Origin of the sequence: Amycolatopsis sp. La24, from assembly GCF_029087445.1 — a bacterium.
Classification (GTDB): domain Bacteria; phylum Actinomycetota; class Actinomycetes; order Mycobacteriales; family Pseudonocardiaceae; genus Amycolatopsis; species Amycolatopsis nivea.
The window spans coordinates 17,860-36,014 of the sequence record NZ_JARACH010000070.1 but is presented as its reverse complement, the minus strand read 5'-3'; the positions used below and the strand labels follow the sequence as shown (position 1 = coordinate 36,014).

Genomic DNA, 18,155 nt, shown 5'->3' with positions numbered 1-18,155 from the left:
GTAAGGAGAGATCAGTTGCGAACCTCCACCTGGTCACATCTGGCTGGGGCGGCCCGTCCCGTCCGGACGGTTCCGTCTCACCGGAACGTCCAGCACGACGAGCAGTGCGACGCCGGTTGCGAATCCCGTTGGATGCGTTTGCCCGACACCACATCGCGCCGAACCATGGCCACCAGCCTCGTCAATTCCTGCGGTGCACGAGAAAACCCGTCCGACATCCCGCCATGCGGGACCCTCCGACCGCAACCGTCCGTTCCGGCTGCTCCCAGCCCGGATCGGGCCGTCGATGCTGTCGCGCTGATGCGCAGTGCTGACCGCCGTGACGACGGTCGGCTCGTCGATGCCGTACGCCGCGGAGACGTCGCCGCCTACGGCGATCTCTACGCCCGGCACGTCGATGCCGCCCGCGCCCTTGCCCGCAAGCTTTCCCGGACGAAGACGGAGGCCGACGATCTCGTGTCCGAGGCGTTCATCCGGGTGCTGCAGGAGCTCCGCGCGGGTCGCGGCCCGGACTCGGCCGTTCGCGCGTATCTGCTCACCGTGCTGAGGAACGTCGCCTACAACAGGAGTTGGGCCGAACGTCGAGTTGCACCGACCGAGGACGTCACCCGCGATGCAGATCCCATTTGGTTGAGCGTTCCCTTCCACGACACGGCGGCGGCTTCTGTCGACAAATCGTTGGCGGCAAAGGCGTTCGCCGGACTGCCGGCTCGATGGCGGGACATTCTCTGGCTGACTGCGATCGCCAAGCAGACACCTTCACAGGCCGCAGCGTGTCTCGGCCTCACGCCCAACGGGGTGTCGGCGCTGGCGTACCGGGCTAGGGAAGGGCTTCGCCAGGGCTATTTGCAAGCCCACGTCCCAGATGCCCCGGCACAACGGTGCGCGCCTGCGCTCAGTGTTCTCGGCGCGTGGATCCGAAACGACCTGTCGAAACGACAAGCCCGAACGGTCGAGGAACACCTCCGGGCCTGCGAGCCCTGCCTGGCGCTGTCGGCCGAACTTGCCGAGATCAACAGTTCTTTCCGCGCCGTGAAGGCATCTGCGCGGCCTTCTGGCCGCAGTTGGACAAGATGATCGTCCGGATCTCGCGGCCGTCGGCGCCGATCAATTTCCACCGCGGGCGGCAACAGTTGCGTTGTAGCAAGCTACTGGCCGGGGCCGACGAGTTGCCGCACGGCGGACGGGCCGGTGAAGTCCTCGGGCACCGCGTCCATCAGCGTTTCGTTCGCGGGCTGGCCGAGCCAGTATCCGGAGTTGCGCCTCTCCCCGATGACCCGGAACCCGGCGCGTTTGTAGGCGGCGATGGCAGCCTTGTTCGGCGAGAGCACCGAGAGATAGACGCAGCGCAGCGCGGTGACGTGGAAGGCGTAGTCCAGGGTGAGCCGGGTGGCGTCGGTGCCCAGGCCCTTGCCGCGGTAGTCCGGGCCGAGCTGGATGACGAACTCCCCGGTTCGAACGTGGTGATCGATCAGCACCGCGGTGGTGCCTACCGGGATCGGCTGGGCTGCGGTGATGTCGTAGACGGTGAAGCGGAGCTGGTCGTCGGTGCCGCGGGCCTGATGCTGAAATCCTTCGCGGCGGTTGTTGAGCGAGTCGGGGGTCTGCCGGCCGTAGCCGACGAGCGTGGCGGGGTCCTGTTCCCATCGCCAGTACTGGTCGATCAGGTCTTCGGAAAACGGGCCGAGCCCGGCTTTCTCGCCGCGGATCCACACGGTCGGTTCGGTCTGCTCGCTAATCGCTCTCGCCTCCATCGCCACGGGCCGGGATGGTGCGCAGCACCGCGAACCGCGCCGTGGACGGCGGTTCGGCTACCGGCTCCCGGTCGTCAGTGTCCACCCAGGCGTGCAGGCGCACCGGGTCGGCCGCCGCGCCGTGGCACCACGTCACCCGTTGGCGCGATATGGCCAGCAGCACCAGCACGGCCGCTGATTCCTCCAGGCATGCCACCCGGCCCGGCGCGAGCAGTCCGGCCCGCCGGACGGCGTGCACGGCCCAGAGGGCGCGGTCGGGGGTGGCCGGTCGCCGGGCTCGGCAGGCCGCCTTGTTCAGCAGCCAGGTCAGGCGGCCCAGCCGTCCATGCCGGGGGCCGGCTCCGAGCGTGACGAGCACGACGGCCAGCGCCAGACCAGCGAACACGGTCGTGCCGAACGGGACGGACACTGGTTCGAGGCGTCCGGCGGCAAGTTCGTGCGTGCCCCAACTGGGCTCCCACGACGGTCCGGCGGTCGGCGCGGGCCACGGCTCGGGCTGCGGCGCTGAGACGAGCAGCCCGGCGTCCGTCAGTTGCCCGCACAGCGTCCGCGCGGAAGCGTCGTCGAGCGGGGACGGGACGGTCGTGTCGCCGCTGGCGGAGAGGGCAGCCCACCATTGAGCGGCCGGCCCGACCAGGGTTTCCGCTCGGCTGCTGCGGTAGGTCACGATCACGGTGGCAGGGCCGACATCGACGGCCCGGACGTGCGCTGGCGCGGTGAGGTACGGGTGGTTCATGCGGCCACCACTCCGGGGCGGGTCGCCGTCCACGTCACGCGGGGTGCGTCAGCGTAGGCGCGCAACCACACTTCGGCGGCGACGGCGGGTTCGACGGTGGAGAACGGGATCGGCAGCCCGGCCGCGGTCATGGTCAGTGTGCGGCGCAACGCGGCCGGGTCGACAAGTCCGAGAGCGGCCAGGCGTCCTTCTGAGAGGGTGTGCAGTGCGGGAAGGTTGGCGCGCATGCCGCCGTAGTGGTCGGGGTTGAAGTCGCCTTTCGTGGTCCGCACCGCGAGCTTCGCAGGGAACAAACCGTCCATGGCGGCCGCGAGCGCGGGTTTGTAGCTGGCCGGGCCCGGCCGCTCGGCCAAGGGAACTGAAAGATAGGCGTCGATGACGCGGGAGTCGGTGAACGGGTTCGCCAGCTGCACGCCGGCGTGCTCGGCGAGCTGGATGTCGGCGCGGGCGGACCGGCCGACCTCCGCCATGCCCTCGGCAGCCGCGGTGGTGGCGAACAGGCCGGCCGGGACCTCGGCGACCCCCGCGGAGGCCTGGTGGGCCAGGGCGGCGGCGCGGTCGCGCGCGTCGGCCGTCGCCCACGGAGGCACCGGTTCCGTGGCGCACCAGCCAATGTGGCCGTCCGGCTTCGTCACGGACTCACCGGTGCGCAGGCTGGTCGCCAACTCCGCCAACACGTCGGCGCGGCTGGTACGCGCGGTTCTGCGCGTGGCGGCCAGCAGCGGCCACGCGGGCAGCCGCCGCAGCCGCGCCCACCGCATCGTCTCGGCCACCGCCCGGCCATGATGGCCGGTGGCGACGAGGTCGGCGAGCATGATCGGCGGTGTGCACAGCAGGCTGTCGCCGCCGTCGCCGGTGAGATGGCAGTCGGTGCCGACGGTTTCGCGGATCCAGCGCAGCTGCCCAGCGAAGCGGGCGTACGCGATGGCCGAGGGCGCGGGCTCGTCGGTCGCCGGAACCTCGCCCAGCCGGCTGTAGGGAGCATGCTCGCCGGTCAGGGGCAGCAGACGATGCTCGATTCCCGAGTGCCGCGCTGCGAGCCGCGCATAATCCAGGTCTCCGCCCGAATCGCGTCCGGCGGGGTGCACCGTCACCCCGGTTATGGGCTGTCCAGGTGCGGCCTGGTCGGCGGCCAACAGGGCCAGCGCGGTCGAGTCGAATCCGCCGGACAGGTCGGAGGTCACGGCGGCCGCACCATGCAGACGCACGGCCGTTGCCGCGGCCAGTTCCGTCCGCAGCCGTCTGGCGGGGGAGCCTGTCCGGGGGCGGGGTCGCCACATGCGGTCGATCCGTGCGCCTTCGGCGTCCGCGGTGAGGCGGTGGCCTGGCGGTACGAGCGCCACGTCCTCGAACGCGGACCGCCCTGCCAGCAGTACAGGTACCGAAGGCGCGAGCAGCCAGGTCGCGAGCCGGTCCAGATCTGGCCGGGCTCCGGTGAGCCCGGCCAGGGCGCGGGAACTGGACGCCCAGTACGTCCCGCCGTCGGCGGTCGTGGTGTAGATCGGCCATGCACTGCTGAGGTCGGTCCAGACGCTGGTGACGGCCCGGGTGACCTCGACGGTCGTGTAGCTGCCGGGCCAGCGCCAGGCCACGTCGTCGGGAACGCCGTCCGCGCCGAGTCGCGCCAGTTCGGCATGGGTGATGCCGCAGGTGCCGAGGACGGCGACGAACCGCGTGCCGTGCCAAGAGGTGCGCACTTCGTGCCCGGCCCAGGAGCCGGACGTCCAGCAGCCGGGCACGGTCGGCCACAGCCGCACGTGCCCGTCCGGGCTGCGAGGCGGCGCGGCGGGCACGCCGAAACCTCCGAACCAGCGCATGGGTCTCCCTTCCCAGCCGTCGTTGTGGTGAGTGGTGCCCGGCCAGGGCTGCCCCGGGCCGGGCACCGGGTCGTGAGCTAGTTGTAGGCCCGCCGTTTGTCCTCCGAGTGGCCCTGGCCCTGGCCTTGGGTCAGCTCCGACGCCTCGCCGAGACTGACCAGCAGCACCGGCCCCTCGGCTGTTAGGGCGTGCTCCTGCCGATTTGTGGCGTTCTCCGTTGTGTTCTCCATGCGTACCCTCCCTTTTCCTTGTGTCGCACGGCTTGTGCCGCGCTCGCTTGTTTCCGGGCGGTCAGAACGTGCCGGGACGGCACCGGTAGTGATGGCGTCCGGCGGCGGGTCGTTCGGCAGAGTCGGTGATCAAGCGTCGATGGGCGGTCCGCCAAACCGTGCATGCCGCGCGGCCGAACAGCCTCCGAGGAGAGCAGACGCGACAGCGGCCGCGGTCGTCGAGTTCGTGCGCGGCCAGCAGTTCGCGCCACGCACCGGTCATCTGCGTGATCACGGTGTCGGCCAGAACGGATTTCGATGTCTCGTCGGCCTTGCCCACGAGGGCGTCGAGATAGTCGAGACGGTCGCGGACCGCCGACAGAAGCGTCGAGTTCAGGACCTCATCCACGATCGTTCTCCTCGGGCGGTTCGGATGGCCACTCCCGGGTTTCGTAGGGGACTGGCGGCCACAGGCGGGGGTGCAGCTCCAGCGGGACGACGTCGCCGACCCTCAGCCGCGCGGCGTGCACCCGGCAGGCCGCGTCGTCGAAGTACGAGCACGGCCAGTACCTGCCCGCGCATGTCGGGCAGGCATCCGGTGCGCCGGGTTCGGGCAGGTGCCTGGCCAGGTCGTTGAGGGCCTCGCTGACGCGTCCGACGGGGCTGTCCGCCGCGACGATCAGGCTCGCCATCCGCCGGATGCGTGTCCTCTCCGCAGAGGCGCGCTGGCCGCCGAAAACCTGGGCGACTCCGTGCATCGGCTCGGCGGGGGACTGCCTCGGCGCAGGCAAGGGTGCGCTCATCGCACGAGTGCTCCTTTCGGCGGAGGGGGCAGCGGCTCCGGACTGGTCGGGGTCAGTGCCGGAGCCGCTGCCGTCACGAGCCCCGCGGCGGTCCCCGACGGCAGAGGAATTGCCGGAGCACCACTGCGGGGAAGGCGCACGCCCCCCCCGGTACCGTGTCGGCTACGCGCGTGACGTGGGTCATGATGACGACGGTACAACTGACGATCGTCAAAATGGGATCGTCCGATCGGGTGCGCTTGCGCGCGCCCTGCTTACGGCGAGCGCGAACGGCACTAGCCAGGCAGAAGAGGAGCGACGCGTGGCGACGACCAGCCCGACCGCGCTGAAATGGTGGTTCGCGGTCGCGATGCGGCACCTGCGCGAGACCGCCAGCCTTGAGCGGTCTGATGCCGCTCAGGCGATCCGGGGGAGTGTGTCGGCGATCGCCCATATCGAGAACGGCCGCTCGTTGCCGAAGCCGCTCGAACTCGAGCGTCTGCTCACGTTGTATGGCGTCTCCCATCGGATCGAGGCGTTCCTGCGTTTACGGGAGCGTGCCCGCAAGGGCAAGGACTGGTTCGCCGACGGCGAGCAGCACGACTTCCCCGAAGACTTCGGCCTGTTCCTGGGCATGGAGTCCTCGGCCAGCCAGCTGGAAGGCTGGGATGCCAACGTCGTCGCCGGAGCATTCCAAACCCGCCGCTACGCCGAGGCCACCATCCGCGGAGCCCAACCGGAGCTGAACGACGACGAGGTGATCAAACGCGTCGACCTGCGGATGGCTCGCCAGCGCATGATTTTCCAAGAGGGCGAGCCTCCGCTGGTCTGGCGGGTCATGGCGGCCACCGCGCTGGAATGGGAGGTCGGCGGCAAGGACGTCTTGCGCGAACAACTGCTGTACCTGGCCGACCTCGCCGACCGGCCCGGCATCAAAATCCAGGTGCTGCCCACCACTGTCGGCGCGCACACTGGTGCGGAAGGAACCTTCACCATCCTGTCCGCGCCGCCGGAACTGGAGGACTATCCCGGCTGCGTGTACGCGGAGACGCTGGTCAAGCCCTACTACTACGAGGAGGTGGAGCAGATCAGGAAGTACCGCAACGCCTTGAGCGAACTCCGGGTCAAGGCCAGCAAGCCGGAGAAGACTTCGACGCTGTTCCGTCAGCTAGCAAAGGATCTGTGACCCACCATGACACACGAGGACGCCGTCGCCGCCCTCTCGCGCGCGACCAACTGGCACAAAGCTTCCTACAGCAAGGAAAACGCCTGCGTAGAGGTCGGATCGGTCTCCGGCTTGATCGGAGTCCGCGACACCAAGCTCGGTGCCGCAAGCCCGGTCCTGGTCTTCGGCCCCGCCGAATGGGACGCGTTCTTGCGCGGTGTCAAGGACGGCGAGTTCGACCTGTAGGCGTCGTCCCGGCGAACGGGGTTTGACCGCGGTGGCCCCGCAGGGTCACGGTGTTCGGGCTGCAGGCAGCAGGGGTGCTTCGCGGACCCAGCGGTCGCCGGAGATCGCGCGCACGGTGCCGCCCACGGAACCTCCGCACAGCCAGACCTGAGACAGGCCATCGGGAAGCTGCGGCGCGTCCGACGGGAGCGGGCCTCCGAAGTAGATGTTGTCGGTGACGCCCGGAGAGAAAGCGCTCATCCGGACCCAGAGGAACAGGTGCCGCTCCTCGTGTCCGAGAGCGCCGGTCTTGTGAATTCTCGACTGCATCTTCTCGCTGGACAACGCGACCGTCAGTTCTCCGGCCAGCAAGTGCTCCGCGCCATCGACGATTCCGGCGATGCCGTCGAGCGTCAGCCAGACTCTCGGCGGCTGATCTACGGACACGGTAACGACGTCCGCGCGAAGCCCCGCATCGACCCACTTTCGCGCCTCGCGTATGCCGGGCTCGGCTCCGTCGCCGGCGTAGAGCAAGTCCAGGGAAGTCGCCTCGCGTTCCTCGCAGAGGAGGAGCGTGCCGTCCAGCTTGCCGAGGTCGGTCGGTGGGAAGTCGCGCGGGATCGTGACCACCCACGTTCGCCGGAGCCCTTCGACGGTGCGCAGGTGCCTCAGCTTGCGCAGAATGCTCGTGATCGCGGCTTCCGCTTCGGGTCCGAGGGACGAAACCTCCAACGCAGCTTCATGGCCGTCGGGGTAACGAAGTAGCGCGTCCACCGCATTCTGGCGGCCGTCGCAGTCGTAGGGATCGACCTCGACGCCGAGGACTTTGCCGACGATCGCGAACGCCGCGTCTTCATCTGGACGTTTCTGGTTCACGCTCAGACGTCGTTCGTCGCGGCCATTCCGCAACACCTCCACCGGCAAGTCGGGATTAGCGGTTCTCGGATGCTGGTCGCCGAGGCGCCACTGCACTTGTCCGCAGATCGGCAGCAGTTGAGATCCTTCGCCACCGCCGGCCGCTGGAACCGGGGCTCGGCGTCCTGATACTCGCGAGGTTGCGCAGTTTCCCGGGAGCGAGTGTCTCCAAACGGCCCTTTTTCCGGAGTTAGCCGGTGACCGGGTCCGCAGCCGGTCATCAACAGCTCTGACGGAGGAGGGCTTCTTATGATTCGACGCGCGCAGTCCCCGGGCGGTGATCCCGGCGGTCGGAGAAGCTTGCCTGGTGCGGAGACGGCGACGCAGCGGTCGTGCCAGCGTCGTCGATCGACCGTCCGGCAATGCCGCCGCCGACTGTCCCCTGTGGAAATCCAGGGAGCCGCATCATGAACGAAGCTCTCTCTCGTCGTGCCTGGACGCCCCGAGAAGTGGCGACTCAGCTCGGAATCCCGTACGAAACCGTTCTCGACCTGATTCATCTCGGCAAACTCAACGCTCTTAAAGCAGGCCGATATTATCTGATCCCAGACTTCGAATTAGATCGCTACCTGCACTCGTGCCAGTGATGCTACCGTCAATGCCGGATCGATAATTCGGCGGTCGAATTCCTTGGCTGCGTTGTTTTTCGAGGGAATCCTTCTGTGGGCAGGTTGTCGACACCGATAGGAACGTACGGTGTCATCAAGACCGAGCGACTCGCCAAAACGAAAAGGCGAGGCGCGTGCTACCGTGCGAGCACCCACCTCAAGATGTCCGACGGGTCGCTGCGGCGCGTGCGCCGCCAGGCTCCTGGCAAGGACGAAGCGGTCAACCGTCTCAAGGAAGCCCTCGTTGAGGCGGCGGCTGAGGCCACCGACGGCGAGATCGACCCGTCGACACGGTTTGCCGAGGTCGTCGACCTGTACCTGGACGAGGTGGAAGAAGAAGCGAGTCTCGGGCATCTCGCCCCGGAGACGGTCCGCCTGTACCGCAGCGTGCTCAAGAACTGGGCAATCCCCGATTTGGGAAAACTGCACTGCCGAGAGGTGATCGTCACCCGCTGCAGCAAAGTGGTCAGAAGCGCGCGGAAAAAGAAGAGCTACGACACGGCAAAGACATTGAAGGCTGCGCTGTCCGGTGCCTGCGACTATGCGGTCCGGCACGGGGCAATGAGCAAGAACCCCATCCGCGACATCGGACGGCTGTCGCGCAACGGCGAAAAGAAAAAAGTGGTGGCACTCGACGCGGAACAGCGGGTCGACCTCCTCGCCAAGCTGCGCGCGTATGCCCTGACTCGCCAGACAGACGCGCAAGGCCGCTCTCTCGGGCCGCGCGGTCAACTCTGGTTCGACCTGCCCGATCTGATGGAGGTCATGCTTGCCACGGGCCTCCGGATCGGAGAAGCCCTCGCACTCCTCGGTACCGACATCGACACCGCCGAACAGACCGTCTCCGCGACCCATCACATCATCCGCGTCGCCGGGGACGGACTGGTGCGGCGACCGCTGCGCAAGGGAAACGAGGACGAACTCCTGCTCGGCGTCCCCGGATGGTCCCTGCCGGTGCTGACCCGCCGCAGCGCGGCCGCTGGCAAAGGTCCCATTTTCGCCTCGTTCAAGGGCGGATACCTCGACCCCTCGAACGTCATCCACCGGATCGAGGAAGCAATGAACGCGGTGGGCTACGGGTGGGTCACCAGCCACGTGTTCCGCAAGACGGTCGGCACGGTGCTCGACGAGGCAGGCTTGCCCACCACCGCGATCGCCGATCAGTTGGGCAACAGTCGTGAGGTGGCGGAGCGCCACTACCGGAAGCGCAGAAAAGCGAACCCACAGAACGTCGCTGCGCTCGAAAACATGCTCCCGGCGACTGTGTAGGCACCCGCCTGCCGCGACCGCGGGCGGGCGGGCAGCCCTTTGCCGCAGCTGGAGTGCATCGGGCAGGTTGTGCAGGCGGTGTTCCCTCCGGCCTGGGAGAGAGCTTGCTGAGAGGGTGTTGTGGAACCTGGGTGGTTAGTTGTTGGTGTCTTCTGCTAGGCGGCGTGCTGCTTCGGTTTCGACGGGGCCTTGGGGTTCGATGTGTTCGTCGGCGAGGCGAGCGGCCATCAGCCGGATCATCGCGAACTGGATCATCGCTTCCGCGTGGGCGGTTTTTCGTTCGTAGTCGCGGGTCAAGCGCCTGCACCTCGTGAGCCAGCCGAAGGTTCGTTCCACCACCCACCGTCGGGGCAGCACCTGGAACCCTGTCACATCCGCGTTGCGCGGCACCGCAACGACCTCCACGTTCTCTTGTCGGCGGGCCTAGTCCACGAGCGTGGCGTCTTTCGAGTTGACGTAGCCCCCGTCCACCCACACCAGCCCGAGCAGCGGGAACCGTGCCCGGATCCCGGCCAGCAGCCGCCGGGCTCCGGGACGGTCCTGCACCGACGCCGAGGTCACGGCCACGCCCAGCAGCAGCCCGAGCGTGTCGACCAGGACATGCCGTTTGCGGCCCCGCACCCGCTTCCCCGCGTCGTAACCGACCTGCTCGCCGCCTTCGACGGTTTTCACCGACTGCGAGTCCAGCACCGCCGCCGAGGGCCGTGGATCCCGCCCGTCGCGTTCGCGGACCCGCTCGCGCAGCACGTCGTGGATCCGTTGCCAGGCGCCGTCGGCGGTCCAGGCCGCGAACACCCGATACGCCGTGCTCCACGGCGCGAGATCACGCGGCGCCAACCGCCACGCACACCCGCTGACCAGCACATAACTGATCGTGTCGATCACCAGCCGACGCGAATGCACCCGCGGCCGCCCGCCCAGACTCCGATGGGTTCTCGGCAGCAGCGGCTCGACCACCGCCCACTGCGCATCCGTCAACGACGAGTCATACACCGGCTTACAGGCACACACGCACACCCGGCCCGATGATCACCACACCCAGCCGCTACCACCACCGACACACCGCACCAAAACCAGGTTTCACAACACCCTCTGAGGGTTTCGCCCAAGCCGGGGCGCGCATGCCGCCCGTTGCGCGCGGTTCGGCGATCATGGTGTGCTGCGTCGGATCGCGACGTCATAAGTCGTGTCGCCCAGCTGCAAAGCGCAGGCGTTTCCGAGTTCTGCCAATGGCAGGCCGGCGAGGTGCCAGGCGCAGAGCGCGGACGGCAGGGCGTCGGCCGGGACGTCCGGTGCGGACAGGTGCCAGACGCTTCCGTCGCGGAATTCGGCGATCGCTGCGTGCGGGCTCAGGATCGCGGCGATGACGGCACCCGGATGCCGGCGGAGCGTGGCGCGTGCCCAGTCGCCGGCTCGGTCGTCACGGGACTCGGCGGTGATGATCGCGGCCTCGGCTCGCAATGTCCTTTGCGGATGGTCAACGGGGCAGAGCAGATGAGGGGCGGCTTCGTCGCCCGGCTCCGGGTCGCCCAAGGCGATCGCGGGACGCCGGGTGAGCCGGATGCGGCGGGTCCGCCGGTCCAGGACGGTGGAGACCTGCAGCGCCAGGGGAGCAGGTTCGGCGGGGGTCCACGCCGGCAACACGGTCAACGGCGGCTCGCCGGGCGGCTGGTCCAGGTCGAGAAGGCGGTAGAACAGGGTGCGGAGCCGGTCCAGCGCCTGTCCCGGAACCGAGGTGATCGAGGCCTGGAAACGTTCGAGCCGTCGGGGGTCGTGCTCGCGCAGCGCGGCCTCGATCTGCGGGCGGAGACGTCGCGCGCGGTCCAGGCGGGTGGCGGACGCGGCGAGGTCGGCGAGCGGCGATCGAGGGTCGATGTCCTCGTCGGCGAAGGTGGCGAGCAGGGTGGGGCGTCCGAGCGCGGCTCCGTATCCGGTGACCGAGCCGTGGTCGCCGATCACGATGTCGGCGGCGATGAGCCCGGTCCGCCAGCCGTCGATCTCGGGAAGGAGGATCATGCCGGCCCGCACGCAGTCGGCCAGCCAGCTTCGCACCTGCCACGGACCGTGCCCGTGCCAGATGTTCGGGTGCAACGCGAGCGTCACCTGGTAACTGTCGACCGGCAATTCGGCCATCAGGCGGCGGAGCAGATCCGGCCAGGATCCCAGCAATGCGTTGCGGAACCATGTGCTGGACACGTAGACGAGCGTTCTGTTTCCCGTCCGGAGAGCGTCCCGGTAACGCGGACGGTCGTCCAGGCTGGCCAGAATCCTGTCGTAGCACGGGTCTCCGACGACCTCGGCGACCGATTCGGCTGCCGGGGCGGCGGCGCGGAGCCTTGCCACCTGCTCGTCGTGGGAAAATGCCAGCGCGGCCGCGATCGGCCTGCCGTCGTAGAGGACCCATTGCGGCGAAAGACCGAAAGTATCCCGGTTTCCGGTTTCCGGTTTCCGGTTTCCGGTTTCCGGTTTCCGGTTTCCGGTTTCCGGTTTCCGGTTTCCGGTTTCCGGTTTCCGGTTTCCGGTTTCCGGGAGAGTATTTAGTGTAGCCTATTCCGTGGGAAAGGACTACCAATGGCGCCGTGATGTCGGTTATTCCGCCGTGGTGGCTGGCGGAGACGGCGAGGTCGAACGGGGTGTGGCGGGCCTGGTTCCAGCCGATGGCGATGATGCCCTGGTCGGCGAGGAGTTCGGCCAGTCCGTGCTGGAAGGGGTCGGTGCCGCTCCACGAGGCGACGAGTTGTACGCGGAGGTCGCTGTCGAAGGCAGGCAGGACGTCGAGCAAGCGGGTGACGGTGGTGACGTTGTGCGCGATGAGGAGTATCCGTCGCTGGGGGACGACGGTGTTCCACTGGCCGGCGCGCAGCCCAACGGGCGCCTCCGCGGGTTTGTCGTTCATCGCTGCCGTCCGTGCTTGATCGATCGTTGCCGGGGAGACCGTAACCGATGCCCGTTCAGGCCCGGTCGACTTCGAGGTCGACCCGGGTTGCCGCGAGGAAGGCTTCGGTCGCGGTCCGCAGCCCCTCGACGGTCTCGCGATGCTTGGCGGCGTCGCGCTGGTCGAGCAGGTCCGCGTGCGCGGGCTTGCTCTCCGTGCGGATCGTGCGCACGGTCTGGGCGAAGGAATCCGCGGCTGTGAGCAGCCCGGCGACCGCATCGCCGACCGATGCGGGGGCGAACAGGCGGACCCGCTGGGCTGCCTTGTCGATTTCGTCGCGCAGTTCCTCCGGATCGCCTGCGTCGGCCGGCCATACCGGTGTCCGGGCCAGGCGATGGGCGGCGTACAGCAGTTCGGGATAGGTTTCGACCTTCTGCTCCCGGGAGAGGCGGCGGCGTTCGGTGCGGCGGTTGAGGATCGCGAGCACGGACGCGCCGAGGGTGGTGATGAGCACGCCGGCGACGGTGAACAGGCCGGAGCCCCACCAGGGATTGGAAGTGGTCATGTCCTGTAGAAGATAGTGTGGCCGATTATCTGTTCCTGCCGTACCTGGCACACGGACACGTCAACCCGATGCTGTCGGTGGCGGCCGAGCTCGTGCGCCGGGGCGAAGAGGTCGGTTTCGCTGTCAGCGACGCATTCGCCGGACAGGTCGCCGCGGCGGGCGCGCGGGTGGTGCCGGTGCCCGGACACGACGTGCGGGTGCCCGCAGGCCGGGGAGCGGCGGAATGGGCGGAGCGGGCCGGTCTCATGGCGGCTAGGTGGCGTGGCTGGACGGCGGCGGCTCAAGTGGTGCGCAGGCACCTGGCCGCGCGCCGACCGGACGTGGTGCTGGCTGACGTCCAGATGCCCTGGGCCGGGCCGCTCGTGCGCCGAGCCGGCGTGCCGCTGGTTTCGTTGTGCACCACGCATGCCGCGGCGGTGAGACGGCGCGGTCCGATGCTGGTGAACGCGCCTCGCGAGTTGCAGCCGCCTCTGGCCCGGTCGCGCACGGCGGTTTTCGTCGCGCCGCTCGTGCGACCGGCCGAGCCGGAGGCTGAACTCGAACTGTTGCGGTGGCCGGAAGAAGCCCGCCCGACGCTGCTGGTCGCGCCGGGCACCGTGTTCGCCCGCAGCGAGGCGTTCTTCCGGCGCGTGATCGAGGAGTTCGCCGATACCGGCTGGTCGGTGCTGATGGCCACCGGGCAGACGCCGGTGCACTCGCTGGGACCGTTGCCCCCGAATTTCCTGGCACGAAGCTGGCTGCCGCAGCGCAGGCTGCTTCGGCGCACGACGGTGCTGTTCGGGCACGGCGGGATGAATTCGGTGCAGGAGGCGCTGCTTGCCGCGGTGCCGATGATCGTGGCGCCGCGCAGCAGGGAGCAGGCCCGCACCGCCCGCAGGCTCGTCCGGCTCGGCTTGGCTGCCCGAGCCGGGACGGACCTCCTGCGGCGTGCCGAGCGGGTCGCGGCGGACGAGCGGATGCGCGCCGCGCGCCTGGCGATGCGCGAACGCCTCCTCGCCGCACCAGGCGCGGCGCTCGCGGCGGACGTGCTGGGCGGAATCGCCGCGGGCGGAGATGTCGAATCCGTCACGTCGCGCGACCGCGACCCGATATGGTCAGACTGACGACGGTAAGCGGTCCAGGGGGTACTGACGGTGACCAGCACTCGCATTCTGCCGAAACGGCTGACGTGCGTGAACCGGACCACGACGCTTGGGCGCCTGGAACGGCAGGCGCGCAGCGAAGAGGGATTGCTGCTCGCGGTCGTCGGACCGCAGGGCGTCGGCAAGACGACCTTGGGTGCTGAGCTTGCCCACCGCGTCAAGCAGCACTACGACGTCTGCCTGTACTACGCGGTGGACGCCTCGAAGCCGGGGCGCTCCGTCACCGCCGGACGCATGGCGGAGTTCTTCCTGCGCAGGCTCGGGCTGCCCGCGCCGGAAGTCCCGGCTGACGACATGGAACGGTTCCTGGTGCTGGGGGAGCTGCTCGACGGCCGGCGCGTGCTGCTCGTGCTGGACGACGTCCGGGACGCGCCGCAAATCGGCCCGCTGCTGGAGCACGTGCCCGCCGACACGGTCATTCTGACCAGCCGGAACCGGATGCCTTCCCTGGACTCCTCCCGGTTCGAAACCCTTGAGCTGGACATGTTCGACGAGCACAGCGCCGGATTGCTGCTGCGCGACATCATCCGCGACCGGCCGGCGGTGGACGACGACCTGGTGCGCAAACTGCATCGCTGGTCCGGCGGGCTGCCGCTGGCGTTGTCCTTGGCCGCGGGGCGGCTGCGCCATCCGGACGTCACCCCGGCCGACCTGGAACTGCTGTTCGTCGATCCGCCGGAAAAGGACAGGGCGGGAGCGGACGCGGTGGGGAGCATGTTCGAGACTCTCGACCTCGAGACTGCCCGCGACTGCGCGACGCTGGCGCTGATCCCCGGGACCCACTTCGACCCGGCGACCGCGGCCGCGGCGCTCGGCGTGGACCAGGCCGCTGCGCGCGCAGTGCTGCGCACCCTGCGCGATGCCAATTTGCTGCTGCCTCCCGACGACGGCCGGTTCGGTTTCCACGACATGATCCGCCGATTCGCCACTGACCGGGCGCTGGCGCTGCTCACCGGCGACGAGCGCGAAGCGGTCATCCGCCGGGTCGTCGAGCACCGGTGGCGGCAACTGGTCGCGCTGGACCGGTCGATCTCCGGTCGGCCGGCGCCCGTCCCCGCGGGTGCCTGGTACTCCAGTATCGACCGAGCGTTCACCGGCCCGGACGCAGTGCGCGACGTCTTTGGCGAGCTCGATCGGGAATGGCGGAACCTGCTCGCCACCGCCGACGAAGCACGGAAGCTTCCTCGCAACGAGATCGCCTGCCTGTTTCCGCTCGGGCTCTGGTTCTTCGCGTTCCAGACCGCGCGGCACGAGGAGATCATCGACGCTTACGACGCCGTGCTGGCCGTGGCCGAGGACCCGTTGCTGCGGTGGCAGCTGCTGCGGGACAAGGCGGCGAGCTGCGTCGGCCTGCGCCAGGACGCACTGGTCGACGAATGCATCGGCGAGGCGGCAGCGCTGAACTACCGGCCCGGCATGCAAAGCCTCTACGACTGGTACGGCAACGCACTGGAGGCCCGCGGCGACTACGACGGTGCTCTGCTGCAGTTCGAACGGTCCCGTGCCGCGATCGGGGACATGGACGATCCGACGCAGCAGGTACGGGCGTCGGCACTGCTGGACATGCACAAAGGCCGTGTGCTGGCCAAACAGCACCGGTCGGGCGACGCGGAACCGTTGCTGCGCAAAGCGCACGGATACTTCGTCGGCCGGGTCAGCGAGAGCGCCAACCAGGCACGTGCCGGTGCCTGGCTCGGCACGGTCACCGCGAACCCGGACGAGGCCAGCGTCCTGCTCTCCAACGCGCTGTCCGGGTTTCTCGAACTCGGAATGATCGCGCAGGCACAGGAGACTTGCCAGTGGCTGGCGAACGTCGCCGTGTCAGCCGGACGAGAAGACGACGCGGAACGATACCGCCAGCAAGCCCGTGCCCTCGCGACGCGGCTTCAGCGACCACGCCCGAACTGACCGTTCCTGTCCGCGATCCTGACAGCGGCCCGGTCAAGAAACCCTTGAACTGCCTACCGAGGTCGGGCGTCATCACCGCGACCGCGTGCAGATGGCCGGCAGCAGGAGCAATCGAGAGATCCTCGGCGCCTTCGAATTGTCTGAGCGGGACCCCAGGACTCGGCCAGTCAGCTCACCTTCGATTGCTGGGAACGGGGCGAGAATTGACGTCGTGCGAAACGCCAGACCGGCACCGCCCGCGCGGCCGCGGAAAGCCGGGCCGGTCGAAACGCCGGGGCATCGGGCAGCAGGACTGGTGGGAGGTCCCCTTGCGATGCCCGGCTCCGGCCACCCGACCGTCCTGCTTCGGATACTGCGAACTGCTCGTTTGACTTGCTTCGCGGGCGCACTGTCCCCGCCCGCGTCCTGCATCACCGCGCCGGAACCGTCACGTGCCCGGCTCCGGGTCTTCCTGGCGGCCACCGGAACCTCGTGCCTGCATGGCTCCGGACCGCTTGGCCACCACGTCGCACTCCGCGGACAGTTACATTCTCTTCCGCGCTTCCCGGATCTTATCTTTCTTTGTGCAGGAAGAAAGACTGCACACATCCGTCACCGAATGTCTACCCCAGCGATCACAGATTTTCTTCGGCGACGGTGGGGTCGAGGACTGGGCGGCGGAGCGCCGGGGCATCCCGGGCTCCGGGCAAGGGAAGACGGGAACTGATGGACAGCGAGACGCCGTCTGTGCGGCAGGGCCGGACCGGGGAGGACGTGCTCGCGGCGGTGCCCTTCGGTCTGCGGGTGGGGACGGCGATCTTCTTGCGGCTGCTGGTCGTCACCGGGGGACTCGCGCGGATCGGGTTCGTCGCGGTCCGGCTGGCGACCGTGCTGGTCCCGGTGGCGGTGGCACTGCTGCTGGCCGGGCTGCTGGCGCCGTCGGTGTCGTGGCTGGCGGGCAAGAAGGGTTCGCCGCGGGCTGGCCACTGCGGTCGTGCTCGTCGGGGGGTTTGCCGCGGTCGGCGGGGTGGTCACCTTCGTGGTGCTCACCGTCTCCGCCGGAATGCCCGCCCTGATCGAGCAGATCCTGCGCAGCGTGGACGATCTGCGCACGTGGCTGCGGACCGGTCCGCAGCACCTGAGCCAAGGCCAGCTCGACCAGCTGTCCGGCAGCCTGGGCCGGAACCGGGGCGCCCTCGCCTCCGGCGCGCTCTCGACCGCGGTCACCGTCGGCGAGGTGTTCACAGAGTTCCTGCTGATGGTATTCAGCCTGATCTTCTTCCTCGCCCAGGGCAGCGGGATCTGGACGTTCCTGCTGCGCGCCGTCCCGGCCCGGTTCCGGCACCGGGCGGACCTCTCGGGGCGGGCTGGGTTCACCACGCTGGCCCGCTACATCCGCGGCACCGCCGCGGTGGCGGTCATCGACGCCGTGGCCATCGGAGCAGGTCTGGCCATCGTCGGGGTGCCGCTGGCCGCCCCGCTGGCCACCCTGGTATTCCTCGGCGCGTTCGTCCCCTGATCGGCTCGGTCGTCGCCGGCGCGGTCGCGGTGCTCGTCGCGCTGGTGGCCGGCGGCATCGTCCCGGCGATCGTCGTGCTTGCCGTCGTCGTCGGCGTGATGCAGCTGGAAAGCCATGTCCTGCAACCGTTCCTGCTCGGCCGAGCCATCCGGCTGCACCCGCTGGCCGTCGTCCTCGCCCTGGCCACCGGACTCGTCGCCGGGGGCATCGTCGGAGCCCTGCTCGCCGTGCCCCTGCTCGCGGTCCTCACCTCGGCCCTGCGCAGCCTCGCCGCCACCACCACCGGCCGACGCCGTCGTCGACCCGACCTGAGCAGCACGGCGGGTCGCACGAACCTGGGCGCCGGCAACGGATCCCGTCGTGGCTTCGCGCGCGAGCGGCGGGAGCCGGTCGCGCGCCTCGCGACCGCCGCACGCGTCGGTCAAGCCGAAGATGCGCGCCCAGCTCAATCTAGGTCACTGTCATCGGCTTCCCCGCCGCGGGCCAGGATGATCATCGTCGCCGCGGCGACCGGGTCCGCCGATGCCGCGACCTGCCCGGCCTAACGTGCTGGGCTCTGCCTGCGGGCACCGCGGCGGCCGTGGGCGCTGTGGTCCGGCACGGTGCCTTCGGAGGCGCGCGGCGTGGTCGAGGTGAACACGGCTGTCAAAGGGGACCCGAAATACCGCGAGCAGGCTCACTGCCTCA

General features: G+C 69.1%; 19 protein-coding genes and 1 pseudogene. 9 read left to right on the top strand and 11 right to left on the bottom strand.

What is annotated here, in order from left to right; translation table 11 throughout:
* Positions 1–300 precede the first annotated feature (300 nt).
* A complete protein-coding gene (locus PUT80_RS39585; protein ID WP_275295196.1) occupies positions 301–1,077 on the top strand; it encodes a sigma-70 family RNA polymerase sigma factor in 777 nt (258 codons plus the stop codon).
* Positions 1,078–1,148: 71 nt separating this feature from the next.
* Here the strand turns inward: PUT80_RS39585 and PUT80_RS39580 are convergent, their stop codons facing one another.
* The 6 genes from PUT80_RS39580 to PUT80_RS39555 all read right to left on the bottom strand — a co-directional run bounded on the left by PUT80_RS39580 (position 1,149) and on the right by PUT80_RS39555 (position 5,319).
* Entirely contained in the window at positions 1,149–1,754 is a 606-nt protein-coding gene (locus PUT80_RS39580; RefSeq protein WP_275295211.1) for a GNAT family protein, read from the bottom strand.
* A complete protein-coding gene (locus tag PUT80_RS39575; protein ID WP_275295195.1) occupies positions 1,735–2,490 on the bottom strand; it encodes a lasso peptide biosynthesis B2 protein in 756 nt (251 codons plus the stop codon). The genes PUT80_RS39580 and PUT80_RS39575 overlap by 20 nt, the downstream gene beginning before the upstream one ends.
* On the bottom strand, positions 2,487–4,307 hold the full coding sequence (locus PUT80_RS39570; RefSeq protein WP_275295194.1) for an albusnodin/ikarugamycin family macrolactam cyclase: 1,821 nt from the start codon (positions 4,305–4,307) through the stop codon (positions 2,487–2,489). The genes PUT80_RS39575 and PUT80_RS39570 overlap by 4 nt, the downstream gene beginning before the upstream one ends.
* Before the next feature lie 77 nt (positions 4,308–4,384).
* Positions 4,385–4,537, bottom strand: a complete 153-nt coding sequence (locus PUT80_RS39565; RefSeq protein WP_275295193.1) for an albusnodin family lasso peptide — start codon at positions 4,535–4,537, stop codon at positions 4,385–4,387.
* A gap of 61 nt (positions 4,538–4,598) precedes the next feature.
* A complete protein-coding gene (locus PUT80_RS39560) occupies positions 4,599–4,925 on the bottom strand; it encodes a hypothetical protein (protein ID WP_275295192.1) in 327 nt (108 codons plus the stop codon).
* Positions 4,918–5,319, bottom strand: a complete 402-nt coding sequence (locus tag PUT80_RS39555) for a hypothetical protein (protein ID WP_275295191.1) — start codon at positions 5,317–5,319, stop codon at positions 4,918–4,920. The genes PUT80_RS39560 and PUT80_RS39555 overlap by 8 nt, the downstream gene beginning before the upstream one ends.
* A 301-nt stretch (positions 5,320–5,620) precedes the next feature.
* Here PUT80_RS39555 and PUT80_RS39550 point away from each other — a divergent pair, with 301 nt between their 5' ends.
* Positions 5,621–6,484 (top strand): helix-turn-helix transcriptional regulator, encoded by an 864-nt coding sequence (locus PUT80_RS39550; protein WP_275295190.1) that lies wholly within the window; start codon positions 5,621–5,623, stop codon positions 6,482–6,484.
* A gap of 6 nt (positions 6,485–6,490) precedes the next feature.
* Positions 6,491–6,709 (top strand): DUF397 domain-containing protein, encoded by a 219-nt coding sequence (locus PUT80_RS39545; protein WP_275295189.1) that lies wholly within the window; start codon positions 6,491–6,493, stop codon positions 6,707–6,709.
* A gap of 45 nt (positions 6,710–6,754) precedes the next feature.
* Here the strand turns inward: PUT80_RS39545 and PUT80_RS39540 are convergent, their stop codons facing one another.
* Positions 6,755–7,612, bottom strand: a complete 858-nt coding sequence (locus PUT80_RS39540) for a hypothetical protein (protein ID WP_275295188.1) — start codon at positions 7,610–7,612, stop codon at positions 6,755–6,757.
* 398 nt (positions 7,613–8,010) lie between these two features.
* Between PUT80_RS39540 and PUT80_RS39535 the strand changes: the two genes are divergently transcribed.
* Positions 8,011–8,190, top strand: coding sequence for an excisionase family DNA-binding protein (locus PUT80_RS39535; protein ID WP_275295187.1), 180 nt, complete (start codon positions 8,011–8,013; stop codon positions 8,188–8,190).
* A 183-nt stretch (positions 8,191–8,373) separates the two neighbouring features.
* Complete coding sequence (locus tag PUT80_RS39530; protein WP_275295186.1) at positions 8,374–9,480, top strand: tyrosine-type recombinase/integrase; 1,107 nt, start codon at positions 8,374–8,376, stop codon at positions 9,478–9,480.
* A gap of 135 nt (positions 9,481–9,615) precedes the next feature.
* Here the strand turns inward: PUT80_RS39530 and PUT80_RS39525 are convergent.
* The 3 genes and pseudogenes from PUT80_RS39525 to PUT80_RS39515 all read right to left on the bottom strand — a co-directional run bounded on the left by PUT80_RS39525 (position 9,616) and on the right by PUT80_RS39515 (position 12,920).
* Positions 9,616–10,497, bottom strand: a pseudogene (locus PUT80_RS39525) (IS5 family transposase).
* A gap of 132 nt (positions 10,498–10,629) precedes the next feature.
* Positions 10,630–11,676 (bottom strand): hypothetical protein, encoded by a 1,047-nt coding sequence (locus tag PUT80_RS39520; RefSeq protein ID WP_275295185.1) that lies wholly within the window; start codon positions 11,674–11,676, stop codon positions 10,630–10,632.
* A 755-nt stretch (positions 11,677–12,431) separates the two neighbouring features.
* Positions 12,432–12,920: a hypothetical protein gene (locus PUT80_RS39515; protein ID WP_275295184.1), complete on the bottom strand. Its 489-nt coding sequence runs from the start codon at positions 12,918–12,920 to the stop codon at positions 12,432–12,434.
* A gap of 17 nt (positions 12,921–12,937) precedes the next feature.
* On the opposite strand from PUT80_RS39515, the gene PUT80_RS39510 reads away from it, so the two are divergent.
* Positions 12,938–14,023 (top strand): hypothetical protein, encoded by a 1,086-nt coding sequence (locus PUT80_RS39510; RefSeq protein ID WP_275295183.1) that lies wholly within the window; start codon positions 12,938–12,940, stop codon positions 14,021–14,023.
* 30 nt (positions 14,024–14,053) lie between these two features.
* Positions 14,054–15,970: a tetratricopeptide repeat protein gene (locus tag PUT80_RS39505; RefSeq protein ID WP_275295182.1), complete on the top strand. Its 1,917-nt coding sequence runs from the start codon at positions 14,054–14,056 to the stop codon at positions 15,968–15,970.
* A gap of 614 nt (positions 15,971–16,584) precedes the next feature.
* On the opposite strand, the gene PUT80_RS39500 is transcribed toward PUT80_RS39505, so the two are convergent.
* Positions 16,585–16,911 (bottom strand): hypothetical protein, encoded by a 327-nt coding sequence (locus PUT80_RS39500; RefSeq protein WP_275295181.1) that lies wholly within the window; start codon positions 16,909–16,911, stop codon positions 16,585–16,587.
* A gap of 32 nt (positions 16,912–16,943) precedes the next feature.
* Between PUT80_RS39500 and PUT80_RS39495 the strand changes: the two genes are divergently transcribed.
* Positions 16,944–17,468, top strand: coding sequence for an AI-2E family transporter (locus PUT80_RS39495; protein WP_275295180.1), 525 nt, complete (start codon positions 16,944–16,946; stop codon positions 17,466–17,468).
* Between the two features lie 29 nt (positions 17,469–17,497).
* Entirely contained in the window at positions 17,498–18,013 is a 516-nt protein-coding gene (locus tag PUT80_RS39490) for an AI-2E family transporter (RefSeq protein WP_275295179.1), read from the top strand.
* Positions 18,014–18,155: the final 142 nt, after the last annotated feature.